This is a genomic window from Sphingobacteriaceae bacterium, from assembly GCA_002319075.1.
GTDB lineage: Bacteria > Bacteroidota > Bacteroidia > B-17B0 > Aurantibacillaceae > Aurantibacillus.
In genome coordinates, this window is record NVQB01000001.1 from 3,110,677 (window position 1) to 3,136,116 (window position 25,440).

The window sequence follows — 25,440 nt, forward strand, 5'->3', positions numbered from 1 at the left end:
CGTAGAAAATCCAGCTTACAATTTTAATTCTTCCATGGGGTCCCAGTAGAGGTTTTTAAAATCCTGAACCTTATCCTCTTTTACTTTTACCTTTTCTTTTTCCAGGAGTTCCTGCATCTGATAAGGAGTTTCAAAATGGTGTTTTCCGGTTAGAAGTCCATTGCGATTTACAACTCTATGAGCCGGAACTTTAGGTTTTACCTTGTGCGCGCCATTCATTGCATAACCCACCAGGCGTGACGAAGTTTTAGCTCCAAGAGAAGCGGCAATGGCCCCGTAGCTGGTAACCCGACCTTTTGGAATCAGTCTTACAACCTGGTAAACCATCTGGAAAAAGTCTTTTTCTGGCATAAAAATCTACGGCAAAGTAGAACATTTCGATTATCTTTGCAAACTATGGAAAAACGTGTTAGAGTTAGATTTGCACCCAGTCCTACAGGTGGATTACACATGGGTGGTGTGCGTACAGCTTTGTTTAATTATTTATTCGCTAAAAAACATGGCGGCGATTTTATTTTAAGAATTGAAGATACCGACCAGACACGCTTTGTAGAAGGCGCTGAAGATTATATTGTAAGTGCACTTAAATGGTGCGGCATTGAACCCAACGAAGGCGTAGGATTTGGAGATGGCAAACACGCACCTTACCGCCAAAGTGAACGCAAAGAATTAGGCATTTATAAAAAATACGCCGATAAACTCATTGAATCAGGTCACGCATATTATGCTTTTGATACGTCAGAAGAATTAGATGCGATGCGTAAGCGCCTGGAAGCCGCTAAGATGGCTTCTCCGCAGTACAATGCAGTAACGCGCCAAAACATGCGTAACTCTTTAACACTCCCTGAAGATGAAGTAAAACGTTTATTGGAGAGCGGCGAAAAATATGTGGTGCGTTTAAAAGTTCCGCGTAATGAAGAGATTCGTTTTAATGATATTATTCGCGGTTGGGTAACTGTAAACTCCGCTCAGGTAGATGATAAAGTGTTATTGAAAAGCGACGGCATGCCAACGTATCACCTGGCGCATATTGTGGACGACATCGAAATGGAAATTTCTCACGCCGTACGTGGCGAAGAATGGTTGCCAAGTGCACCGGCACATATTTTAATTTACCGGTATTTAGGTTTGGAAAATGAGATGCCGAAACTGGCGCATTTACCTTTGATCTTAAATCCGGATGGCAATGGAAAAATATCTAAACGTGAAGCACGCTTCCCTGTGTTTCCTTTAAGCTGGAAAGATCCTCGTGAAGCCACGCCGTACGTTGGTTACAAAGAAACGGGGTATTACCCTGAAGCCTTTGTAAACATCCTTGCCTTATTGGGATGGAACCCAGGGAATAACGAAGAACTTTTTACAGTGGAAGAATTAGGAAAGATTTTTGAATTTGAACGTGTGCACAAAAGCGGTGCCAAGTTTGATCCTGAAAAAGCAAAATGGTTCAATCAACAATATCTGCGCAAAAAATCAGATGCTGAATTAGCGGAAGCCTTTAAACCTATTTTAAAAGAAAAAGGTTTCGAAAAGGATGAAGCGTTCATGATTGAGTTTTGCAAACTAGTAAAAGAAAAAGTTCAGTTCGTTCACGAATTCTGGGATCATGGAAAATATATTTTTATTGCTCCTGATAGTTACGATGAAAAAGTGATGACGAAAAAATGGAACGAAAACAGTAAACCTCTGTTTACAAAAGTGCTTGCTACTTTTAAAAGCGTTAGCGACTGGAATTCTCAAAATGTACACGATGCTTTCGAAAATCTTGTGAAAGATGCCGGTAAAATTGACATGCAATTATTACGCGTACTTATAACAGGAGCTGCAGGTGGCCCACAACTCTTCGACATGCTTGCATTAATGGGGAAAGACGAAACCGTTAAGCGTCTCGAAACCGCCTTGAATAAATTTTAATAGAATAGGCCCGGGAATTACTGTTCTTTAATTTTCCCGGGCTATTCATCTGCACCATTGTGTTGGCGGCCATTCGCGATTATTTGGGTAAATGTCTTTTGTTGAGCTTTCAATTCTAATTATCTGGCAAGCAGGTTCTTTTCTGAATTACAAAAGAATCCGAGTGCAAGCAAACTAAAATCTTTCATGGCTTTAAGTTTTGGGTATCATGAAAGAGGGGCCAATTTACTTTAGTGCGATCATTCCTTCCACTAATTCCGATTCAGTTGTAGCAAGGTCTGCAACTACATATTTTCCAACTACGTTTATATTTAATTCATCAATCACGTCAATCACATTTCCGTAAGTAGCATTAGCATCGGGCTTAATAAGATAAGTGAAAGCGTCAGAATTGGATTTAGCATCTACGACCTTTTGTTTAAAAACAGAATCATTGAGCAGCCCCTTTGAATGTTGATCTGCAAGGTACCTGATTTGATCCTGCATGGTTTTGTTTTTAGAAAGCAGAAAAGTATGCAGGCTATTTTGAGCGTTTTGTGAAAAGCTAAGTTCCAGAAGTTGTGTTTTGCTTCGGCTTTCAGACTCTGAAGTTCTGAATTCACCTTCGTAATAAAAAAGACGGTTGTCTTTGCTTAATAAAAACGTGATCCCATTTCTTAAGTGTGAAGGTTCTCCTGGTGCCGGAAAGCTAAGCTCCATAGATTTCTGCTTGCTAAATGTGGCAGTGAGGACAAAAAAGGTGAGAAGCAAAAAGGCAAGATCAACCATTGGAGTCATATCTACACGGGTAGATTGTTTTTTTGCTCTTCTTTTTGAATTGCTTTGGGTAGTCGTGGTCTGTAGGTCTGCCATATTTAAAGATTTGGGTCTTGCGACGTGATTACAAATCAAAAGTAACATGGCAGGTGTAAAAAGAACTGGCTAATGTTCAGACCCGGGAGTATTCTTTGTAATTGGGAAGTACAAGAAGATATCTGGTTGGATCGCCTGACTGGAAAGAAAAAGTTTATACTACTTTAAAATTTTTTACACTTCCTGAAATAAGCTTTTCAGCATCGGCATTCAGCCAGTCTTTCAGAATGTTTTTATAAATGCTTCTGAAATCGACGCTGTATCTTAGATCTCCTTCGTCAAGATTCTCTAAATCGGGAGCCGAATTTACAATGCCGTTGTTTTTTAATTTTTTTCCGAATAAGAATACGTTACCGGCAGAGCCGTGATCTGTGCCACCGCTGGCATTTTCTTCCACTCTTCTTCCAAATTCGCTAAAGGTAAAAATCAAGCTGTCGTCCCATTTGCCAAGATCCTTCAAATTTTTAATAAAGGCAGTAACAGCCTCGGAATACTGTTTTAATAAATTATTCTGGCGGTCTACCTGATTTACGTGAGTATCAAACCCGCTCATGCTTACGTAATAAACCTTAGTTGTAATACCGCTTCCGATAAACCCGGCAATATCTTTTAGCTGCTTGCCAAGTGCTGTGTTGGGATACTCGTAGGAATTGGTAAAAATTTTATTCTTTTCGTAAATATAATTCACACTCGATTGCGTGTCTAAGAGTGTCTTGTATAAGTATCCCTGGTTATTTTCAGTGAGCAATTCGCTTTTGGTAGCACTTGAAATATCATCGAAATAAGGTGTTTTTAGTTCCCTGTAAAGTTGTTTGATATCCTTTATAGCAAGGCCGTTTAAGCGTTTACCCTTCATGGCCAGAGATAAATAGTTATCAGCTTCAATGCCGTCGTAAGGATACTTACATTCATTATCCATGTATCTTCCCAGCCAACCGGTTTGGAGAATTTCATTACTTGCACTTGCAGTTTGCCAAATATCCATGCTCCTAAAATGGGAGCGATCGGGATTTGGGTATCCAACGTTGTTCACGATTGCCATTTCTCCGTTATCGTAAAATTCTTTAAGACTCGCTAAGGAATTGTTAAGAGCCTGATGCTTGTCAAGCGTAATTAAATTTTCTTGTTTTAATCCTATCTTGGTGCGCTTCTGATAATAAAGATCATTTTTATAAGGTATAACGGTATTCAACCAGTCGTTTCCACCTGAAAGTTGAATGACAATCAGTTTTTTCTGCGAGGTATCGCTGAATAAGCGTTCCAGAGGTTTTAAAAATCCCGGAATCATAAAATAGCCGCTGGCAAGTGAACTTGTTTTTATAAAATTTCTTCTATCCATCTTACATCAAATTATATTCAGGCAATGAAACTATTTTCAAAATCATTTCTTTCTTATTAAACACCGAATCACTCTTTATCCTGGTAATGATCTCCTGCGAAGGCATTTTCAGCAGATAGAAGCTCATGAGGGTTTCAAAATCAAATGCGGAAATTTCGTTAAGAATCTCCTGCCATTGAACTTCGGTCTCGTATTTTTTGTTTACAAGCGGCGATAATTTTACCTGGTCGTCGGGATCGTCAATTTTATCAGCCACTTCTAACTCACCATTGTTCAGGATAACGGAAGGCAATTTCATGCGCAGTAAGAGTGTTGTGCTATCAATAAATGTTTTTCCACCCGGCCAGCCTGCAACATTTGGTGGATAAAACAGCTGTTGTCCGAGGGCGCGTTGTAATTGAAATAACACGTTGTAATTTGTGTAAGTGATCTTAAATTGACGCGACATAACAACGAGGTAATCAATAGGAGATTTAATAATGGCCCCGGCATTTTCTACGCTGTAAAACCAGGAACTTTGCATTATTTTTCGTAGCAAGGCGCCGGTGTTGTATTGACTGTGATAATAAAAATCGGCAAGTTCTTTTACATGCTCTTCATTTACAACTTCGTTAACATAATAGCGGTACATTTTTGTGCAAAGAAAATAAGCGGTCTGTTTGTTGTTAAGGATCATGTTGATCACATGCTCGCCGCCAAAGTTACCGGTCATATTAAAAATAGTTTTCTCCTGGTCGTCATGTTGTTTTGCCTTGAAATCGAAGCTCGCAGTTTCTTTGTTAAAGCTCCACCCCGTAAAAGCTCGCGCAACTTCTTTTACATCTTGCTCTGAATAATTTCCTCTTCCCAAAGTAAAGAGCTCCATAAGTTCGCGTGCAAAATTTTCATTAGGATGTTGCTTTTTGTTCTGCTGATTGTTTAGGTAATTCAGCATAGCAGGACTTTTACTTACTTCCATTAACAAGTCCCTGAAATTTGACAAGGCCAGGCGACGGTGAATGTTGTTAAGCTCCTGCATAAGATAAGGATCGTTAATTCTGCAGGAAAAATGATTGTGCCAAAAGAGGGTTTGTTTTTCAACAAGCTCTTTTTCGCTAACAAGTAATCGTTTTGTCCAGGCAATATTGAGGTCACGTAATTTGTCGCTGATTAATTTTTGAAGTTCCTTTTTATTCATGCCCTGCGCCATGGCATCTTTTTTAAGTGGAATGTCCTGGAAGTTTATTTCCGTAATGGGTTGTGGGTTGGCAGAAAAAACAAATAGTCGCTCTACTATCTCGTTAAACTCAACCTGCGTTAACTCATTGGCCTGCTTATATGAAATGCCAAAACCAAAGCGACTGAAAAGGTGAAAAATTTTGCCAAGCGGAGTTCCCATAATTATCAATTAGACTTAAGTTAGCGAAAAAGGTTTAATCCAAATGGATTAATCTAAATTACTCCATATTGACCCAGAAAAACAAGGGTGACGCAGAAAATAAGGATAGCAAGGATAGTATTCGTGATTTTTATTTGTTTGAGGCTGAATAGAAAATCGCCAATAAAAAACGAAATCGGAAACGCATAAACTAGAATAATATTACAACTATTGGCTCCACCAGAGAAAAACCCGAAGGTAGAAAAGAATAAGAACCAAAGTAAAATGGATTTTGCCCTCTGTTTTTTAACTGTATTTCCGAAACCGTTTACAAGACTGTGGAAAAACGAAATCACCAAAAGAACAAATAGGGAAATGGAAAGAGGCAAGTAATATTCGCTGAAAGATGGAACTTTCATAAACTGGAAATAAAGCTCAATAGCGTCAAATAAATACCCCTGGTTAAAATTACTGAGGTATGCCATGCACTCATACATAAAAAGAGGAGTTGCAAAACCAATGATGGCGATTACCCATTCGCGCCAGTCGAAAGGACGCAAAATAAGCAGGATAATAAAGAACAAGGGAAAGCTGATAACACTGGAAATAGTAATGAAAGACGAGAAACTCAACCAGAAAGCTGCTTCGAAAATTTGGCGGAGGACATACTCTTTCCTATAGGAATCTAAAAGCCGGTAAATGGAAAAAAGAACAAAAACATTGGTAAAAATCTGGGAAGTGATGTGCAGAGGGCTTACTCCCACAACGCAGAGCAGCAGGTATAAAAATACCGGAAAGTAATTTTGCTTGTCTGTTATCTCCTGATTAACAGAGATGAGACTCACTAAAAGCACGCCAATGCCTATAAAAAAGAAATTCAGGGCATTTATAGCGAGTTTAGAGTGGATTTTCTGGGCGAAGTAGTTGTAAAAGAGGTTGGGGTAGTGGTCCTGCTCAAGGGCAATAGGCGACAGGTAATTAATGAGAAAGCACACCAAAAAGATGGTAATCAATAGCACAAGACTCCCGCGGAAACCTTTATTTAACAGATCAGCAAACACCGTTTTTTTCTTTTAAAATAATTTCTATTTTTGTACCCGTAAACATGCAAATTTAGCAATTATGCGGGCTTTGTGTGGCTTGCGATAAAAACTAATAAACAAAAAATTACTTTGTAATTATTATATAAAAAAAGAGACTATGACAAAATTATTAATCACCTGGACAGACATTTTTAACGGAACCGGAGATTTATTTCAATACCTGTTTAAGGCAATGCGTGTTTTAGGACATGGTCCGAATTTATTTATTTCATTATTTGTTATTTTTCTTTTAAGCTACTGGACTCTTCGTTTGGTGCGTTACAGAAAAGCAACAGGACCGAATAGTACGGCGGAATAAATTTTAGATTTTCTCGAAGTTAGTTAACCACAGTTTACGTAAAAGACAGATTAAGTTCTGGTTTACGTAGGCTGTGGTTTTTTTTTCGGCAGCGGGTTGTGGCTGCAAAGCCTGACGCAGATTTCGCTGATAACGCTGATCTGTGCGGGTAAAAATTTATGCAGATTATTCGCTGGTTTTCCGGATCTTATCTAGCCACAGATTACTCAGATGGCGCAGAATAGTTTTGCGGGTTTGTGGTTTTTTATTTTTCGGTAGCGGGTTGTGGCTACAAAGCCTGACACAGATTTCGCTGGTAACGCTGATCTGTGCGCATAAAAATTTACACAGATTATTCGCAGGTTTTCCGGATCTTATTTAGCCACAGATTACTCAGATGACGCTGAATAGTTTTGAGGGTTTGTGTACTCTGTGGTTTTTTATTTAGGTTTTAGTCACAGATTGAACTGATTTCATTATCAGCGCTCTTAAACTAGGCAAGCGGCATAGAGCACAGGGAAGGGCCTCTCTGAAGCGACAGGTTTTCCGGATAAACTACGAAGACTTTCACTTAAGAGAGGAGGCGCCCAAAAAATTGTAGGTCAACAACCGTCAATGGAATTTATTTCATCCCCCGCCCAACTTTTCCGAATTATCTGTGATGCGTTCTGAAAACCCTTACATCTAAATTGAATCTGTGTCATCTGCGTAATCTGTTGCAAGCCTGGTAATATTATAGCGAACAAATAATCTCCGCGGCTTTCTCCAAAGTCTCATCTTTTTTGGCGAAACAAAATCGTAAAAGTTTATTGTCTGTTTTTTGACTGTAGAACGCAGACATAGGAATGGTAGCGAGTTTTTTCTCGACCGTTAAACGAATAGCGAGATCGGCATCATTTTCGTCGCTTATAGTTTTATAGGACATTACCTGGAAATAAGTTCCACTTGTTTTTAAGGGAACAAAACGTGAGGAGGCTGTTAGTTTTAAAAACAGGTCGCGCTTGGCCTGGTAAAAATTTTTCAGGTCCATGTAATTCTTTTTATCTCCGAGAAAATCTGCAAGCGCCAATTGCAAGGGATGATTGACTACGAATACCAGGAACTGATGCACTTTGCGAAATTCAGTCATTATTTCTTTTGGAGCAGCCACATAACCAATCTTCCAGCCGGTTGTATGTACTGTTTTGCCGAAAGAAGAAACAAGAATGGATTGGGCTTTTAAAACTGCATTTCCCGCAATACTCTGATGTTGTTCTCCATCAAATACCATGTGTTCATACACTTCATCGCTTATCACAAGAATATTTGTTCCGGCAACAATCTTTTCAAGTTCTTTCAGATCTTCAGCTGAGAGTGTTGTTCCGCTTGGGTTATGGGGCGAATTAATGAGGATAGCTTTTGTTTTTGAAGTTACTTTCTTACGAACATCGTTCCAATCGATACAAAAATTTTCAGGATGTAGTTGCGAGAAAACCGCTTTACCACCATGCACTTCAATAGCCGGTACATAACAATCATAGGCTGGTTCAAAAACGATTACTTCATCGCCTGCATGAATAAAAGCGGCGATAGCTGTATAAATGGCCTGTGTTGCGCCCGCAGTGATGGTAATTTCGGTATCCGGATGATAAGTGGTTCCATAACACAGGGAAATAATTTCTGCTACACGTTCGCGTAACTGAATGGTACCAGGCATTGGAGCATACTGATTAAATCCGTTATTAATGTAATGGTTGGCATATTTTCTTAAGTCTTCTGAACAGTCGTAATCGGGAAAACCCTGTGAAAGATTTATAGCATTGTGCTCGCGGGCAAGCGCGCTCATCGTGGTGAAAATGGTTGTGCCTACATTCGGAAGTTTACTTTGTATTTGCATACTTAATTTTTATTGCTCTAAAGGATTAAGGTGTGGGTGCTGCAGGAGCATCTTTTTTTGGTCCGTAAATGGTATAAATCTTCACAGTGCTTTGTCCGGTTTTTTCTTTGCACTCATAATTCTGTGTAATATAAAATCGGATGTTACCCTGGTAGGCATAAACGACATCGCCTTTTTCAAGTTGTTTGTAATCCTTGTAATAGGTTTTTACGCCTTTGTCATTTAAAATATCTGTGTAAAAAAAATTTTGTGCGTTATATCCTTCAGCCACAAAATAAGTGTTATTCAAGTCGTATTTCCCTTTGATGGCATTTTTGAGAAAGTACCCTATCTCGTACGGCTCGGCGTCCCAACTGTATTCAAGCGGGAAATAGGTTTTGGACCATACGTTTTTATAAGGAATTACGAAAAGTAAAAATAAAAGCAGATAGGGAAGAACATTGCTACTGAGTTTTTGTTTTATGAAATCAGAGTTCTGAAGGAAGTCAAAAATAAAATGCACCAGCAGGGCTACAGAAAAGGCGAATAGAGGAAACAGAGGCGCGTCGTACCAGATGAGTTTGGTTTTTGCCGTAGAGATAATTATGAAAAATGTGAAGATCAGGAGTGTCAGGAAAAAACTAAAGTGTTTAATCCGCCTGTCTCTGCTGGCCATTCCTACAATTAAACCGCAGGGAATAAGTAGGTATTTTTCGGGAAAGTGATAATTTTTTATCCAATCTAAGTAAAAGAAAAAATCTGATTGCTGTTCTCCCTGTGCAACCAAAAAACGTCCACCCAGTTCATTTTCGCTAACCGCTTGTATATAGCCCGGGTTTTGGGTTTCGCGCAATAAATAATAGCTAAGAATTAGAACCAGAAAAGAAAAGAATCCAATGTAAAAATGTTTGTTTTTTATTAAAGGCAAAATTTGTTTTTGAAAAAGTGCATAAAGAAAAAGTGCCGGGGTGAAGAGCATTCCCGCTACCCCCTTAGTATAAGTGGCAAGTAAGAGACATGTAAAAAATAAATAAAGAAATTTTGTTTTTTTTGTTTCGCTGTAGGCGTAAAAAAATAAGGAGCTTACTGTGGTGAATAAAGTCAATAAAGCATCGTAATCACCTGTTCTGCTTACATGTTCTGTTACAAAACCTTCGGTAGTTATTAAAGTAAGAATCGTTATAAAAGCGAACCAGAAATTCTTTAAATAACGAATAGAAAAAACAAGTATTGCAAAACAAATTCCGAAAGTGGCGAGCGCGGAGGGCAAACGGATAGCAATTTCATTTGGACCAATGGTATGCATAAAAAAGACCTGCAGCCATATTAATAAAGGTGGTTTAGTATTCCACATCTCCGGACAAAAATTCAGATGTGTCACCAAATAATCTCCGTCATGATACATTTGCAGGGCATTACAAGCTATGCGGGCCTCATCCCACATGCGTATAGGCAATGTGTCGAGAAAGCCGAATACAGGCATAACCAACAAGGCAGCCAATAAAATATATTTTAAAGAAGCGTAGACGCGGGTGTTCATTTGTTTTTGAGATTCCTCTTTTTTAAAAGTGCAAAATCAAATCTACAAAAATTATTTTCTAGACATGACTATACATTCAAATGGTTTAAAAGGGCGTTTCGAGGTTAATTAAAGTAAAGTTTGGCTCTGCTGGGAATATTATTTTTAAGGTCTTAAGAGGTTAAAATATTCTTTATTATTCTAAAAAAAGTGTATTTTTGCACCCGTTCTGATATATACCGATGAATTTTGGTTAAATTTGAACGAAATGGTCCTGTCCCCGATAGCTATCGGGGGAGTGGCTAGGGCAGCAAAGCTCTCAAAAAAAACACAAATGGTCCTGTGGCCGAGTGGCTAGGCTCAGCTCTGCAAAAGCTGCTACAGCGGTTCGAATCCGCTCGGGACCTCCCTAGCGGACAGCGTCAAAATTTGACTTGCTGTCCGCTTTTTTTCTGCCCTGTATGCCCCGTCAATTCGAGCAATCAGCGAAAACGTTTCATTCAATTTTCCCGTTCGAACTCGATCATTTTCAATTCGCAAATTTTCCTTCAATATCGAACGGAGGACACTTTGGCGATCTTTCACTTGTCCGGCATTATACACCACATTGAGGTTTTTAACCACGCATAAGCCCTTTTTCAGGTAACGTTTGAAGTCGGCGTCCATATCGTCCGATCCCATGTGATCTTTGATCAGGGAGTCCATTATGGGCTCGTAGCGTTTTTTAATATCCCGGTATTCGTCCGGACTGAGCGTTCCATCCAGCATCATTTGTTGAGCGTTGTTTAGACGTTCCCGGTGTTTCTGAACCTCAATCTGAATTTGCTGTTTTGCCAGCGATTTGCCGGACGTTTTTGATTTAAAAACGTCATCTATGATCTTGTCATAAAGGTTTATGATATCGGAATCGAAAACAACGGTTGACAGCTTGTCGGAAAAGTCGTCATTCAGATCAAAGGCTTTGAGGCGGGTCGCACAACCCTTTATGCAATGGTAATAGAAGTGCTTTATTCCACTTCCTCCCGTTGATCCGCTTCCAGTTAGATTCCTTCCGCACTTGGGACAAACTAAAAATCCCCGTAAGGGGAATTCATTTCGTGAAACAGCTGAATAGGCTAATCGTTTTTTTCCGGCCAGAACATCTTGCACACGCTGAAATAGTGCTTCGCTAATGATTGGTTCATGTAATCCTTTTACGATGGTAAACTCTTCATCCTTCCAAGCTGGAATTTGGATTTTGCCGCAATAGACCGGATTCTTTACAATTTGCCAAAAATTATCCTTACCGCATTTCATACCTTTTTCATTACAGCCTTTTCGTATTTCGTCAATGTTGTATTGACCAGTCGCCAGTTGATTGAATGCCCACCTCATTGTTGGAGCATCTTCATTTGGCACAATAACTCTCTTTCCTTCTTCGGTGGTTATGTTCTTGTAACCTCGAGGCGCAGTTGCCATCCAGCGTCCTTCTTTTTTAGCGCGGCGCATTCCGACAAATACGTTTAGTGAACGTCGGTGGTTTTCAACTTCGGGTGCGGCTAAATAAAATGCGAGCATGATCTTGTTTTCAGGAATGCTAAGATCAAGTGGTTGTTCTATTGCCTGACTTTCTACTCCGAGTCTTTCCAGTGTAGCTATCATGCCATAAGCATCTGCAGTATTACGTGAGAAACGATCCCACTTCGTAAATACTAAAAGATCTGCTTTCGTCTTTTTCTTTTTCAGTGCTTCCAACAATTTGTTGAAAGATGGCCTATTAAAAGACTTTGCGGAATAATCTTCACGGTAACTTTCTACAACCTGATAACCATTGATCTCACAAAATTTATTTAATCGCTCTTCCTGATGAGCAAGACTATAACCTTTGTCTGCTTGTTCATCTGTTGAAACCCTGATGTATAAAATTGCTTTTCTCATATTATGCTGCGTTTGATTGTTCGTCGTCTTCGAATTGAGATTGTTCAGCCCGTTCTTTCCAATCGTTGTAAATAAAAACGCTGTAATCAACCTGGGCGAGTTCATATAGAAAATCCCTGATCGCTAAAATTTCAGCGTCTGCATATTTGTCTTTGCTCTTACCAAGTGCTGCTCGGCACTTCGGTATAGAGAGTTTTTCTTTCAGCTTTACAATCTTTCCTTCCATTAGTCTTTGCTTATAATTCCGACAAATTGAACGTTCACGTCGTGAATGCCTTTTGTTGTTACTCCGAACTTTAAGAACGCATGATGCATCCTGATCACATCGCCCACATTTTCACTGAAAACATAAATACTCGTAAATAGAAAAAGATCAGGTTTCAATTCACCTTTTCTTATTGCGAGATGAAGCCGAGTAAACTCCGGTCGGTTAAAATTATGCCCCGGTGCATATTCGTGTATCACTTCCAAGACTTCGATTGCATTTTTTTCGCAGTATTGGCGAAGCTCCATTTCCTGCGTGGAGAGTTCGGCACTCGCTTTTTTCAGATCGCCTTTTTCGGCTCTCGTGTACAAAATTGCTTTTTTCATAATTATTTGTTTTTACTTGTTAGTACTGGCGGCCTCTGAAATAAAGGCTTTCAGCGTTCGAACAAGAACGGTACAGTATTTCGAACGTCCTCCTGAAAGACACAATAGTTTCGGACTTCGCTAACTTTAGCAAAACAAACTTGCACGTTTGAAATAAATGGTGCATACTGTAAAGCAGGCGGTGGCCTTTTTTCCGGCGCTGGTCAATGGCCCGAACAGCGCGGACACTTTACGTGGAATGCGAGATCAAAGATATTACGATAAAAATCCGCAAGTCTTTAAGTTTAAGCTATTGGCGTGTATTGGAAGGTATTGGCGGCTTATCCGTTTTTCTGAATAATCTGTTTATTTGACTAGTATGGTATTTAACCAGTTAAATGGTTGGATTTTGGCAGTAATTCAGCCTTTGATTATCATACTACTTTTTATTTCATGATGGGGAATGTTTAGTTCCGCACTTTCATAAGTAAACGTCATTTTTTGGTCTTCGGTCACTGCATGGTCTACAGACAAATCAAAGGTTTTTATTCTAACTGTTTGGGAGCCTTCGATTTTGTCGAAGGCAAAAGATGGATACAGAATTAGGTCAAGAGGTCTTTTCCCAGTATGTACATCGGCTTGTTCATTTGAAAAAGGAAGAAATATTTGAACAATCTGGTTGGCGAAACCTAAAATTAACGTATGCTTTGGAAACACTTTTCTTGTGGTACCCAATTTGTTAGCTTGATATAGGTCGGCCCAAGGGGTTTGAAAATAAGTTCTTGTTAAAGATGTAATGAAACCGGTTGAAACATAGGCTAATTCAACATTGTCACTGTTCAACCAAGTGAAAGACCTTTGATTGTTTTTATCATCTTCTAGTGGTAATAGAGACAACCCGATTTTTAAGATCGACTTATATACCCTCAGTGGCACAAATGGAGCTTTTCGAAATATAATGTCGAATGTTTTTTCGTCATGATTAATCCGATAATCATCAAGATCTTGAAGAATTAACTTTTTATGATTTCCTTCCTGATGCTCTAAGATCGTGCGAGTTTCTTCATTGCGGTCTTTGGTTCTCGAGTGAAACTTAGGAATCTTTTTCTTTCCCTTTACCCCAAGCATTGTGAGATAGGGCCGTACGAAAGTTGCCAGATGGCTCTCAAAATTGCTGAATGTCTTATTGCAGGTGTCGCATTCATCAAATGTTAGAGTATCGTTTTCTCCCAACAGTTCGGGTATTAAATGTGTGTCTTGGTTAAATTTGGTTTGAGTGTTATTTTTACTACAGTATCTACAGACTTTTGCTTTACTTTTTTTAAGGTCAATAGTTTTGGAACTACCAACTAAACTATATTTTTTAAAGAAATCTAGTGGATCAGGTCTTATTGATTTTTTTGATTTCATTTACTGATGAAATCAAAAGGAATTTAACTTCGATAATTTATAGATTCCATCTTTGAGGTGCATAATCTTGTCAGGTTCGGACGCGAACCAAGCAAATGAATTCCATGCTAATACTGGTAAGGATTTCCTTGAACCAGTCGATTCGCGGTCTTTAAACGCGGAAACGAAAAGTACGTTCTTTTTATCGAACCCAGCCTTGTCGGTTATCTTATACAGCGCTTCTTGACGCCGTCTGGTTATTGGCCCATCAGTAGCAACTACCTCAATAAAAATTAAGAGCGGCTTTTTATTATTTAGATCAACTAAAATAATGTCAGGTAACTCGGATTCCTTGCGTATTTCAATTCCTATTGAGTGAGCTATTTTTTCGTCGCGGGCAACTTCTTTATTGCCACTTTCACTAAGCCACAGCACTACGGGGTCATTGAGAAAAGTTTTAGCAAAAACTTCGATAACAGACTTCGAAATTTCGGAGCTTGGTCCAGCAGACATGTGTCTGGTTTCTCCATTAGGAAATGTAACAAGGACTTTATCGCCTGCTCCACTCGCTGAAAAGGAAGCTAGTGAGATTCTTGTCAATCCATGCTTCGAAAGATTACTCTCTTGCCATTTCTTAATTTTTTTCAAAAGATCAATATCTTCTATTTCAGGATTAAACAACGCCGCAAAATTTTTCTCTAAATAGTAGCGCGGCTTACTTGAAGTTGTTGGAACAACAATTGACTTTACGGCTCCTACCTGTTGAAGACCTTCGCGCAAAGTTTCATCGCGGATGGGCTCTCTAGTGTTATCGGCATACCAACGTTTACCATCAATGACAGCTCCCTTTTTTAAAGCCAATGAAAGGTAATTATTTCGAGACAGCAGATCGGATTTTAACGACTGCTCTTCGGTCATTCTGTATACATGAATCGGCCCCAAATATCTATCCAAACCTTCTACGGCTCCGATATAAAGCATTGTAAAAATAGTACTTGCAGACAATTCTCTTGTGCAATAATTTCTGTTTGGAGTTCCTTCCGGGAACACAAGTGGAAGACGTCGAACGACCTCTTGGTGAGAGATATACTTCGGAAGTGTCAAACTCATTTAAAGTTGTATAATCGATTGATCTCCTTTTCTATTTTTACAACCGGAGCTTTTTTGGAAATTAATTTATTTAGCGTGGCCAACTCCGAATATTTCGGCAATGGTATCGATTCAAGTTCGTATGCGGAAACTGCTACACTACCGCTTAAGCATCTGAAAATTTCATCAACTATTCTGGAATTCAAAAAGAAAGATAATACTTGTAAACTTACCTTTGGGTTTACTGGCTTGATTATGTTTATGTGATTTTCGACTACTACTCCATTTCTAGCCAAAGCATTAGGAAGCAATGCTGCAATGAGTCGTTTATCTTGTTCTTTCGAAGTTGTACGTTGGACTAATAAACATTGAGTACGAGTAATTAAATACTGATCTTTATTATGAACTTCAATAAACGGAGTGTGATTTGTCTTTGTAGCTTTTAATAAAAATGATCCATTTGGCATAATTGACTCTGCCCAAACAAGACTGTAACAGTTTTTACCACTGGAATTTCTTAATTGCTTTTTATGTCTGTTCCAAACCAATTGTCCAGTATTGATTTCATATCCCCAATCTGCTAACCGCTGACTATTATTCGATATGCTACTAACAATCGTTTTTTGGCTCTCTCTTCTTGGCAAAATCCAGGGATTTGAATTAATACCAATGTTCTTAAACCTCCCTAAAAGTGTATTTGAGGTTTGATATTCGTTTTTATCATTAACAAACGATTCGACTTCATTTACAGAATAAAAACTTTCGGATTTTGGTTTGCGTCTTTGAAATAATGATAAAACAGTTTCTTGTAGAACATCTTCAAAAATACCCTTTCGAGATTTTACAAAATCAAAGTTAATAGGAATTGTATTGTTTGAATATAACTCTCTAAGAACTTTAAAATACTCTCCGGCTAAATAACTGGTCGGTGTAACAAAAGCAATTAACCCATCTACGCGTGTCTTGCTTAATGCTATGTCCATAAATATTCCATAGAGGTTTGCATGGCCGTAAAGCGAGCGAGAAAAGTTCTTTCGTAATATTGGATTCAATTTAATTTTACCATAAGGCGGATTTCCGATCACAAGATCATAAAGCGTATTGTGCTCCAAGGATATTTCTAACGAATCCCCAACTTCAACAACTGAATTCAAATTACGTTTTATTCTAACTAACTGATCTTTCAAGGATATAGCTATAAAGGTTTGAGCAAGCCAAGCCGCATAAGGATCAATTTCCCAACCTCGAATATTTTTCTCAACATGGTTAACTAGTTTGGTTGCGTCCTTGACCGATTTGCATTCACTTGAAAGTCGGCTGCAGAGAAAAACTAAAAAAATTCCTGATCCACATGCTGGATCAAGAACATTTTTATTGTGTAAATCAAATCCGCCGTGTTGAATTCTTGAGTAGATAGTTTCTACTAAATTAGGTGGCGTATAGAACGCACCCTTTTCTGATCTCTCAGTATCTGAAAGCAACAAGGTATAAAAAACTCCAATATGAAAACACGCCTCGGTCACGTCTATTACTGATGCGGACAACGCTAAAGAATTTGCTAATGCTGTTGCAGTACGATCGATTTCTAAATCAGTTTTCGAAGTATTAAACTTCTTTAACTTAACCGAACTATTGAAATGATAAGTCCAGTATCTAGAAATAAGTTGATCGATAAATAGCTGACCTTTAATTTTACGTTCACTAGAATCTAAAGATTTTGCCCATGCTTTAATCAAAACTCTCCCGGTAAATAAAGCTTGTCTAATTGAAGCCTTGTCTAAATGGCTTAAAACAGCTTTGCTCTCCACTAGATTTTTGTTTTCTAGGAGATCAAAATTATAGTCTTGTAAGAGTGCTTCTAGGGCCATAGATTTTTTAAAAATAAGTATTAATTCGGTTTAATAAGATTTTGGTTAAAGATAATATCAATTCATAGTTGTTAATTGCTACAAATTATAGAAACTCTGCACTATTTATGACATTGAGACGCTTACCAAGCACGGTCATTCACTTTAGTTCGTAAAGAAAAATCTAGAGTAGCCAAATTGTTTGTTTGCTATCTGCGAATTACGCTTTGTGTGATTTCAGCTCAATTTGTTTTCTGCTGGAAAAGGGATGGTTTCACTCGCTTTTTTGCGTATGGAAAAGATAACCAGTAGGTTGATTTTTTAATATTTAACACGCAAATATCCCCAAAAGTAGGTAGTAAATTGTTGATTATCAGTAATAACTTAGCATTTTAACAAGGAATACAAAAAACAAAAATGGATTCAGTTTCGTACATTTGAGTAGCACAACCCTTGTCTGCGTTTAAACGCAGATTTTTGAGATATTACCGCTATGGCAACTAAAACCCCAACTCCACCAGTGGTGGACACAGATGCGCTATTACCCAAGATGGACGCCTTCATGCGTACTATGCACCACGTTGCGTTGGATTTCACAATAGAACCAAAAAAGAAGCACATCGCGACATGTATTGACTATCAGGATTTGAATCAACTCAGAAGCGAATTCTTAAGAGAGATGATAGCATCAGTGACCCGATATGTCTATTCAAAAGGAAAACAGGACGAAATACTGTCTGCGGAATCAGTAGATCGCGAACCTTCGGACGCACATAGTATCTTACAGCAACGTGCGAAAGAAAAATTCAGACCCTCCAGTGTGCAAGGCCAATTTTCTGAACTACTGCTGTTCAATCTTTTGATGTATCATTTCAAAGCCGTGCCAATCATCAGGAAAATGAAGATCACAACCAACACGGAATTGGAAAGGAATGGAGCTGATGCAATCCACCTTCGACGTGAGTTAAATAAGTACTTTTTATACCTAGGCGAAGCTAAAACATATACGTCTGGTTTCAAAGCTGCATTTAAGAAAGCCCTTGAAAGTATCCTTGAAACACACAGCAACCACAGGGACGAATTAAACCTTTACAAATATGAGGACTTCCTAGAGCCGGAGTTAAGGAAAGTTGCTGAGTCATACATTGACAACACTCTAAAAGATTTTGAAGTTCACTTTGTGTGTATCATTACCTATTGTTGTGGAGAAATGGAACTTGGAGCTGATCGTGACAAGACTATTCAGAAATATGTAGATTCGATCACCGAAGAAACAAAGAAGATAAAGACCTCTGATTACCCAACGATAGATGCAGCCATTAAAGCCCGAATTAATTATATTTTCATGCCTGTTAACGAACTGGATAAACTAATTGAAGACTTTAAAACAAAGGTGGGAGTGTGATGTATAAGGACGCAGAAGATTTATTAAAAGAACTGTTCGAGTACAATCTCGCACAAACGGCAGTTAAGTTTGGTCTTTCGGACAAACAGCTTGGACCTTTTGATATTAAAAAAGCAACTAAATTATTAAATGTCGCCGAATTTCTCTCTAATAAATCAGGTGATGAGGATAAAATAAAGAGCTTTCTGATCTGTGCTTTATTATGGGAAAATCGTCAGCAGGATTGGCATGCGCTAAAGTCTTTTTTACCTCGAGTTCTTATTAAGATCGGATTGACCACTTCGGCAAAAATGATCGGTCACAATAACGAGACTAACGCCTTCGCATCATTCGGTAGCTACATTGAAGAATTATTTTCAACCGCTAAGATCATCAATCACGAAGTCTCTCTTTTCAACACAACAATTGTGCTTTCTTCATTTCAGAAGCGGATGTGGGATGCCATAGATCAGTACAACCGCGTTGGTATTTCCGCGCCAACATCTGCTGGAAAATCATTTGTGCTGGTAAATAAAGTGATTGAACTTTTGTCTCGGGAGCCTGGTAAAGTAGTATTTATTGTTCCAACAATTAGTTTGATTAATCAGGTGTGTAACGATTTCAGGAAAAAATTTACAGAGTACGGCATTACTGATATTGCCGTTTCTCAGACAGTGAACAATCATTCTCTTTTTAAGGGCGATAAGGTAATTTACGTTCTTACCCAGGAGAGAGCGCTTGGCGCCCTCAACCATACTGAAGGTGATCTTGATGACGTGAAGATATTAGTTGTAGACGAAATTCAAAACGTTGAAAAAGTGGCAAATGAAGATGATGAACGCGCGAAGACGCTTTTTGACGCTATCCAAGAGCTGAAAAATGATAAGAAGCCCGGGCGTATAATCATTGCAGGCCCAAGACTAAAAAATATCGGAGAAATAGTAAAAGATCTGTTCGGGGATGACGGACAAAGCGTAAGCGAAGATATACCAGCCGTATTGAATGTGAGCTATTCTTTTAAGAAAAAGAAACGTGCGAAAAGTATTTACTTCACTCAGCATCTCCCTCTCGGTTATGAAACAAATATCGAAATTGAAGACAAGTATTTGTTGCGGGATAAGATACTCGGAAAAAAAGTCTACGGCGACGAGGTTCACGATTTTATAGCGAAGATTGTTGCCGGCGATTCTGAGTTTGGAAACATAATTTTTGCTGGAACGACTAAACAGGCAAATGAGACCGCTCTGGGGGTTGCTAAACGCTTGCCCGTTCTTCCACCGGGTCCTTTCATTCAGGGCCTAAAGGACTTTATTTCTGAAACGGTGCATCCCAATTACAGTTTGATCGAATCGGTTAGTAAAAGAGTTGGCTTTCACCATGCAAAGGTTCCACACCATATCCGGAGTCTGATGGAAAAAACTTTTGCTAAAAAATACTTACACACCATTGTTTCGACAACGACACTAATGCAGGGAATTAACCTGCCAGCAAAAAATATAATCATCAGGAACCCTTCTATAGCGAAAGGACAGAACCTAACGGGTTATGAATTTACAAACCTTAAAGGAAGGGCTGGCAGGCTTATGCAGGACTTGGTCGGCAGAGCTATCATCATAGACGAATTAGAATGCAATGATCAGCAGATCAGTCTTTCCATTCAGGAGGAAAAAAATTTAAATGTGGGATACGGTTCCCGCTATATTGAAGGCAAGGCAAATATTGATCAGGCAATAGCAGATAACGCTGTAGTGTCTATTGAAGATGCGATTGGTAACGACATTATCATTTACATACGTAATATGGCTCTGAAATATGGTGAACTCGGCTTTAAAAGATTGCATGATGTAGGTGTAAGGTTATCCCTTAAGCAATATCAGAAAGTGCTTGAGGATGTGAGTAAAATAGCAGTCCCGCGTTCTATTTGCTTTAGCAATTTTTATTGGGACCCACTAGTATTGAACAACCTGTATCTCTCTTTCTTAAACAAAGAATGGCCAGAAGTACCTACCAAAATTTTTGGTTGTGGTAATTCGCTATACGCTTTATTGGAAAAGATGTATGAATTCACCCCGATTTATTATAACAAGTACTTCGGGATTACACCAAGCCCTATCGGTGGAGGCAAAGCTCTTTCTATGTGCCTATTCGCCGAGAGTTGGGGACAAGGTAAGCCTATAAAGGAAGTGGTTAATCCAGCTAATTGGCCAATAACTGCTTCTGGAGATATTGATGGCAGAATAGGAGATTTGCATACCAAAGTGATGTATGGTTTACCTAAACTCCTGCGACCATTGTTTCAGATCAGCGATTTAATTAATCAGAATAAATCAGCCCACTTACTTTCTTACATTGAGGTCGGTGCTTTTGATCCAAAGTTGCGAACGCTTATTGAGATCGGTATTCCACGTGAATCTGCAATTGACTTTTTGGACAAGATACCGCAAAGTAACTATTTAGGTGAAGACGGCCAGATTGACGACATCGAATTAAAAAAATTCATTGAACGTGTAAAGGCAAGTGATAGTGTGAATCGGTGGCACAAAATGCTAATTGAAGATCTGTAAACAAAATTAATATCCACCAAATTCTTCGTCTTCGTACGATTCTGATTTTATCTCTTTATTTAGGTATTCCAAATATTTGTTAGCCCAATCGACAACTTCTGAAATACTATGTGTTTTAAGTTCTTGAAACATTCTACGTTGTCTTACCAAAAGGGGAACTATGCTTCCAGTCCAGCCATAAGTACCAAAATTTGACGACATAGATCTACGGACTGCATCTATTTTTCCAAATTCTTGTAATACTTCTAAGGCGAAAGGATGCCATGTGAAACGCTCGCCTTCCAGTTTATACAGGAGTACCATTTCAGCAATAATCGGTGCGTTGTTTTCTGGATTTGATCGACACCAATCCATTATTAATTCAAAATTTCTATCAGGAATATTAAATAAGACAGAACTCTCATTTCCATCTAACCCCATGTCAGATTCGAGAAGATGCTTTAGGTTGTATCGGACGATTGATTCGCTCATTGGACGTTCTAGGGCATTCGCGATTATAGGCCATATTTCTACAAAGTATCCTTTTATTAAAAATGAGAGCAAATTTTTAAGATACATATTGTAGTTACTTAATATTCTACTTCCGTCAGAACAAAAATCTATTATCTGCTTGGTGAATATAATGTGCAATTCAGCACCCAAATCATACTCAGAAATTAATTTTTGTGCGCATTCTCGCCAGGTATGTGCATCTAGATAGCCTTCCTTCGCTAGTAGCAAATTTGTCGAGGTCATTAATTTTTTCAGGTAATTAAAAACATAATCTGTTCGTGACTTATTATTATACTCCAAATAATAAACAAGCGACAATGTTACCGCTTTCGCTTCTAGCGATATAGCATTTAACTTGTCAAAGAATACTGTTGAATCGTTATCAGAGAGGTTTTCGATACCACGTCCGAATTTAAAAGCTAAAAAAAGTTTTACGTCCCAATTGTTTTTGATTGTATGTTCAACCAATTCCATAAAAGAACTTAGTGATACATTGGTTACAGAGAACAGCCAAAAAATATCAGACTCTTTAAGACTACCCAGAACGATAGTCAACGACAAAGCTTGATTTTGAGGCTCTAATGTTGAAATAATCCCCGCAAGAACGGTAACATTTGTATTTTGGTTTTTTTCATTTTTTAAATAATTAATACTGTTACGTATGAATGCCATTTTTTGATCACCTAACAATTCTGCGTATCGACTTCCAAAATAAAATCCATATTGTTGTTCTCCTTTATAGAATAGGTCAAAAATAGTATCATTTTCAATAGACTTATCGTTGAATAAAATATCCGCGAATTCGACAGATTTTACTCTTGCTTTTTCGTGGTAGTCTTCATGTTCTTCGATATCTTCGAAAGAGGGTTGTCCAACAAGGTTAAGGTATTTCTCTTTGAGCGTTTGGGGAGACAGGTTGTCTAATAATTTTTGTAACTCAATTTTTTCTTCTGGTTTGAGTTTATTAGCATGATATTTTTTTACTCTCAAGAGCACGCCTCTAACATCCTTCCATTCGTCAAGAGATAGATTTTTTGTATTTTGGATATATGGAAGTACAATTTCAAATGCACCGACGGTTATTAAATTTCCAAACGACTGCAAAAACGCTCTTTTTGCTTCGCCTGCAATTTCAATATCGTTATGATTTATCAGGTCAGTTAATTCAGTTAAGACAGACTTCCAGTATTCTCCAATTTCTTTACCTCTGGGCTGATAATCTCGCAGGGTTACACTGGTCCCCTGATCCTCGGCACCAGACATTCTCATAAAGTTGTGGGCCATCAGAGCCCGTTGCAAAGCCTTGATCCCAAGAATAACCTCTAACTTGGTTTTTCCTCTTGTAAATTTAATTAATGTGTCAAATCTTGTCTTGAGGTCTGCTTGCGTACCTGCCAGCTGAATTTGAAACAAATGGATAAACTGTCCAGTGGCATTATTAGAAATATGTGTTTCTACTTCTCCAACTGCAAAACTGCCTAGCATCTGACTTGCTCTTGAGAATAAATTTTGACGAAAGCACAATTTTTCAAGTGCCCAGACTAGATTTCTTCTGCCTTCGACTACCGACTCGATTAAGCTAATGTCACAGTTTAAAAATGCAGTTTCTAAACCATCCATCGCTGCTTCAGGGTTCACATCAACAATCGAGCGGAAGAGGCGTGAACCCTGATCTGTTCTAAGAACTTCCGCCGAACCGAAAGGGGCATTTTCCCCACATAAACTTTTGACTGTTTCCTGGGCTTCCTCCAAGAAGCTGAGATATTTCATTTGCTCGCACATCTGCACGCCCAAATTTTGATTTTGAAGTTTTGTTATTATTCGTTGGGCTTTGTCTATCGAGCAACTATGCCACCATTCGGCTGCAAGTGCAATGGCAATGGGCTTTGGTCGAATTGATATAAACCTGCCTTCCTTTTCTATGAGGCCTCTTTTTCGTAGCTGTTCATACATGTTTTCGAATTCAATCCTTAGTTGCTCTGAATCAGTGTGACCGACTATATCTGGATCAGATATGATAAGTTCGAATTCTGATTTGAATTCGTCATAAAACCCCACACGAAGAAATATTGACATGGACATTAGCAATGCCTTCTTCATCGGTGTGTCCCCTAAAGAACCAACGATTTTTTTTAAAACCTCTTGATCTGCAACATTTCGAATCTCTAGTTTTCCTTGCTTTATTTCACGTGCGATAATTATCGCAAGTTCGGTCAAGCCTTGACAAAGTTCAACTATTTTCTTGCGATCGTTCTGCGAGATTTCTGGAAAACTTTTCTCAAGCATACTTGCGATAATCTTTTCATATTTTTCCCGTTTTAAATCAATGTAGTCAACATCTGCGACTTTATATTCAGTGGGATCAGAATAGATAGATACAAGAGAGATACGACTATCCTGCATTTTGACCAGTCCATTTAAATGCTTAAAGGTTTCAAAGTCACAGTTATCAGCTACAATTGTGATCTCTTTTTTTCCTTTCAATACCAGTTCAGTTATCTTCTCCGTTATTCGTTGATAGGGCCCATCGGTATAACAGTCAACATAAAGGACTTTGTTACTTACACTCACTTCACCCGGCGCAGCTTGTTTATCACTAAGCGCTTCAAAGACCAGTCGAGTTTTACCCATTGCAGACAGACCAAGTATTCTCAATGACTTATTTGGATTGATTGCTGCTTGACGGACTTGATTCAGTTCATCCTTCACAATCTCCAAACCTTCGAACGAAACCTCCGGGTTAAGAATTCGTTGCCACAAGTTATAGGTCTTAAAAGGGGCGAACTCACTTCGTTGTCTTAAGCCCTCACTATTTATAATCGACTTTATTGCAATTGCCAGATCGTTCGTTAAGCTGATCTTGGCTGTTTCTTTATTATTCTTCTCAGTATTATCGTAGGTATATTGAATCGGCCACCGCAAATGATGAACATCAAAAGGTATCGAGTCAGAATCTTCAGATGGATTTCCGTAAACTGCGTTTAAGACTGCTATCATCCTTTCGCTTCCAACGGATTTCCGTGCCATACCGTACTCGATAAAAACGTTGTTGTTTTGAAATGGTTTTATCTTCGGTGCTGGATTGATTTTATTATTAATCCACAGCACTGCTTTTTGTACCGTATTTTTTTTTGTCGGTAATGCTTGGTTGACAACAGATAAATCTGAAATGAAAATGTCGCAATTGTCTATCTTGTCCTCGAGAGTCTCAAATATGGCAGGTGTACCGGGCACGTCTTTTGTATCCCTGTCAATTATTATTTCTAAACCAGCATCAGGCAGTTTGAGCTCTTTTTTTACTTTTTTTATTGAAGCTTGAATGCAGCTTTCAATAAAGTTCTTATTGAGCGTACCATTGGTGGTTAGTTGCCACGAGTAAAATATTCTTATATCCATCGGCGCTTTTTTATAAAACTAGTTGTTTTTTATGATAAAAAAAGGGCGGTAAACCGCCCTTTTCACTCAAATTGGTTAATGAATGAGGTAAATTTTTGTTTTAAATTTCCTTCCTTATCCATCCACTCAGGTAACACAAAATATAACATCTTAATCCCCGGTTGTTTTATCTTTTTTATCCTGCCTGATTTTAAACTACGACTAATCGCAGTTGTAAGATTGTTTTTTGGATCATTATAATCACGATACTGGGAATCGATCTTGGTTAGATATTGATCCAGGTCTTCTGATGTAAGTGGCTTTTGATGGAGAGCAAGTAAAAAATGGATTTTAGTTGGAAAGGACCAATCCAGCTTGAACATACCTTGTGTTAGAGCAGGTTTTTCTTCTTTTTGCTGCGATTTAGTTTTAGTTGGCCGCTGTTGATCTTCGAATTTAGTTATCTGCTGGCGAAGTTCGAGAATGTGATTTATAAAATCATTGGAGGTCCAATTCTCAAACTCTTTTAGTGCTGCATTTTTTAGTTCCTTTTGCAGATTTCGCTCCCAATTTTTTGCCATTTCTAACAGATGTAAGATT

At 38.5% G+C, this 25,440-nt stretch carries 18 protein-coding genes and 1 tRNA gene; 5 read left to right on the forward strand and 14 right to left on the reverse strand.

Annotated features, from left to right (window positions below; all coding sequences use genetic code 11):
• Positions 1-15: 15 nt before the first annotated feature.
• A complete protein-coding gene (locus tag CNR22_13355; GenBank protein ID PBQ32719.1) occupies positions 16-351 on the reverse strand; it encodes a cysteine methyltransferase in 336 nt (111 codons plus the stop codon).
• A gap of 45 nt (positions 352-396) precedes the next feature.
• Here CNR22_13355 and CNR22_13360 point away from each other — a divergent pair, with 45 nt between their 5' ends.
• A complete protein-coding gene (locus CNR22_13360; protein ID PBQ32720.1) occupies positions 397-1,911 on the forward strand; it encodes a glutamate--tRNA ligase in 1,515 nt (504 codons plus the stop codon).
• 225 nt (positions 1,912-2,136) lie between these two features.
• Here the strand turns inward: CNR22_13360 and CNR22_13365 are convergent, their stop codons facing one another.
• From CNR22_13365 to CNR22_13380, 4 genes are all read right to left on the reverse strand, one after another.
• Positions 2,137-2,811, reverse strand: coding sequence for a hypothetical protein (locus CNR22_13365; GenBank protein ID PBQ32721.1), 675 nt, complete (start codon positions 2,809-2,811; stop codon positions 2,137-2,139).
• A 106-nt stretch (positions 2,812-2,917) separates the two neighbouring features.
• Positions 2,918-4,102 (reverse strand): twin-arginine translocation pathway signal, encoded by a 1,185-nt coding sequence (locus CNR22_13370; GenBank protein ID PBQ32722.1) that lies wholly within the window; start codon positions 4,100-4,102, stop codon positions 2,918-2,920.
• A 1-nt stretch (position 4,103) separates the two neighbouring features.
• Positions 4,104-5,480 carry a hypothetical protein gene (locus CNR22_13375; protein PBQ32723.1) on the reverse strand — a complete coding sequence of 459 codons (1,377 nt, stop codon included), beginning with the start codon at positions 5,478-5,480 and terminating at the stop codon, positions 4,104-4,106.
• 53 nt (positions 5,481-5,533) lie between these two features.
• Positions 5,534-6,520 (reverse strand): hypothetical protein, encoded by a 987-nt coding sequence (locus CNR22_13380; protein ID PBQ32724.1) that lies wholly within the window; start codon positions 6,518-6,520, stop codon positions 5,534-5,536.
• 139 nt (positions 6,521-6,659) lie between these two features.
• Between CNR22_13380 and CNR22_13385 the strand changes: the two genes are divergently transcribed.
• Positions 6,660-6,860: a hypothetical protein gene (locus tag CNR22_13385; protein PBQ32725.1), complete on the forward strand. Its 201-nt coding sequence runs from the start codon at positions 6,660-6,662 to the stop codon at positions 6,858-6,860.
• 712 nt (positions 6,861-7,572) lie between these two features.
• Here CNR22_13385 and CNR22_13390 read toward each other — a convergent pair.
• Both CNR22_13390 and CNR22_13395 read right to left on the reverse strand, forming a co-directional pair.
• The gene (locus CNR22_13390) at positions 7,573-8,715 is read right to left on the reverse strand and encodes a methionine aminotransferase (GenBank protein ID PBQ32726.1); all 1,143 of its coding nucleotides are present in this window, start codon (positions 8,713-8,715) and stop codon (positions 7,573-7,575) included.
• A 25-nt stretch (positions 8,716-8,740) separates the two neighbouring features.
• Complete coding sequence (locus CNR22_13395; GenBank protein ID PBQ32727.1) at positions 8,741-10,234, reverse strand: hypothetical protein; 1,494 nt, start codon at positions 10,232-10,234, stop codon at positions 8,741-8,743.
• Between the two features lie 315 nt (positions 10,235-10,549).
• On the opposite strand from CNR22_13395, the gene CNR22_13400 reads away from it, so the two are divergent.
• Positions 10,550-10,623: transfer RNA gene (locus tag CNR22_13400), tRNA-Cys, on the forward strand.
• Here CNR22_13400 and CNR22_13405 read toward each other — a convergent pair.
• From CNR22_13405 to CNR22_13425, 5 genes are all read right to left on the reverse strand, one after another.
• Positions 10,592-12,235: a recombinase family protein gene (locus tag CNR22_13405; GenBank protein ID PBQ32728.1), complete on the reverse strand. Its 1,644-nt coding sequence runs from the start codon at positions 12,233-12,235 to the stop codon at positions 10,592-10,594. The two genes, CNR22_13400 and CNR22_13405, sit on opposite strands and share 32 nt — an antisense overlap.
• 120 nt (positions 12,236-12,355) lie before the next feature.
• Positions 12,356-12,721 carry a hypothetical protein gene (locus CNR22_13410; GenBank protein ID PBQ32729.1) on the reverse strand — a complete coding sequence of 122 codons (366 nt, stop codon included), beginning with the start codon at positions 12,719-12,721 and terminating at the stop codon, positions 12,356-12,358.
• A gap of 399 nt (positions 12,722-13,120) precedes the next feature.
• Positions 13,121-14,110, reverse strand: a complete 990-nt coding sequence (locus CNR22_13415; GenBank protein ID PBQ32730.1) for a hypothetical protein — start codon at positions 14,108-14,110, stop codon at positions 13,121-13,123.
• Between the two features lie 12 nt (positions 14,111-14,122).
• Complete coding sequence (locus CNR22_13420; GenBank protein PBQ32731.1) at positions 14,123-15,199, reverse strand: restriction endonuclease; 1,077 nt, start codon at positions 15,197-15,199, stop codon at positions 14,123-14,125.
• Entirely contained in the window at positions 15,196-17,046 is a 1,851-nt protein-coding gene (locus CNR22_13425) for an SAM-dependent methyltransferase (GenBank protein PBQ32732.1), read from the reverse strand. Before CNR22_13425 ends, CNR22_13420 begins: the two co-directional genes overlap by 4 nt.
• Positions 17,047-17,518: 472 nt before the next feature.
• Here CNR22_13425 and CNR22_13430 point away from each other — a divergent pair, with 472 nt between their 5' ends.
• Positions 17,519-18,430, forward strand: coding sequence for a hypothetical protein (locus CNR22_13430; GenBank protein PBQ32733.1), 912 nt, complete (start codon positions 17,519-17,521; stop codon positions 18,428-18,430).
• The gene (locus CNR22_13435) at positions 18,430-20,973 is read left to right on the forward strand and encodes a hypothetical protein (GenBank protein PBQ32734.1); all 2,544 of its coding nucleotides are present in this window, start codon (positions 18,430-18,432) and stop codon (positions 20,971-20,973) included. Before CNR22_13430 ends, CNR22_13435 begins: the two co-directional genes overlap by 1 nt.
• A 6-nt stretch (positions 20,974-20,979) precedes the next feature.
• On the opposite strand, the gene CNR22_13440 is transcribed toward CNR22_13435, so the two are convergent.
• Both CNR22_13440 and CNR22_13445 read right to left on the reverse strand, forming a co-directional pair.
• Positions 20,980-24,861, reverse strand: coding sequence for a hypothetical protein (locus CNR22_13440; GenBank protein ID PBQ32735.1), 3,882 nt, complete (start codon positions 24,859-24,861; stop codon positions 20,980-20,982).
• 62 nt (positions 24,862-24,923) lie between these two features.
• Positions 24,924-25,421 carry a hypothetical protein gene (locus tag CNR22_13445; GenBank protein ID PBQ32736.1) on the reverse strand — a complete coding sequence of 166 codons (498 nt, stop codon included), beginning with the start codon at positions 25,419-25,421 and terminating at the stop codon, positions 24,924-24,926.
• Positions 25,422-25,440 lie beyond the last annotated feature (19 nt).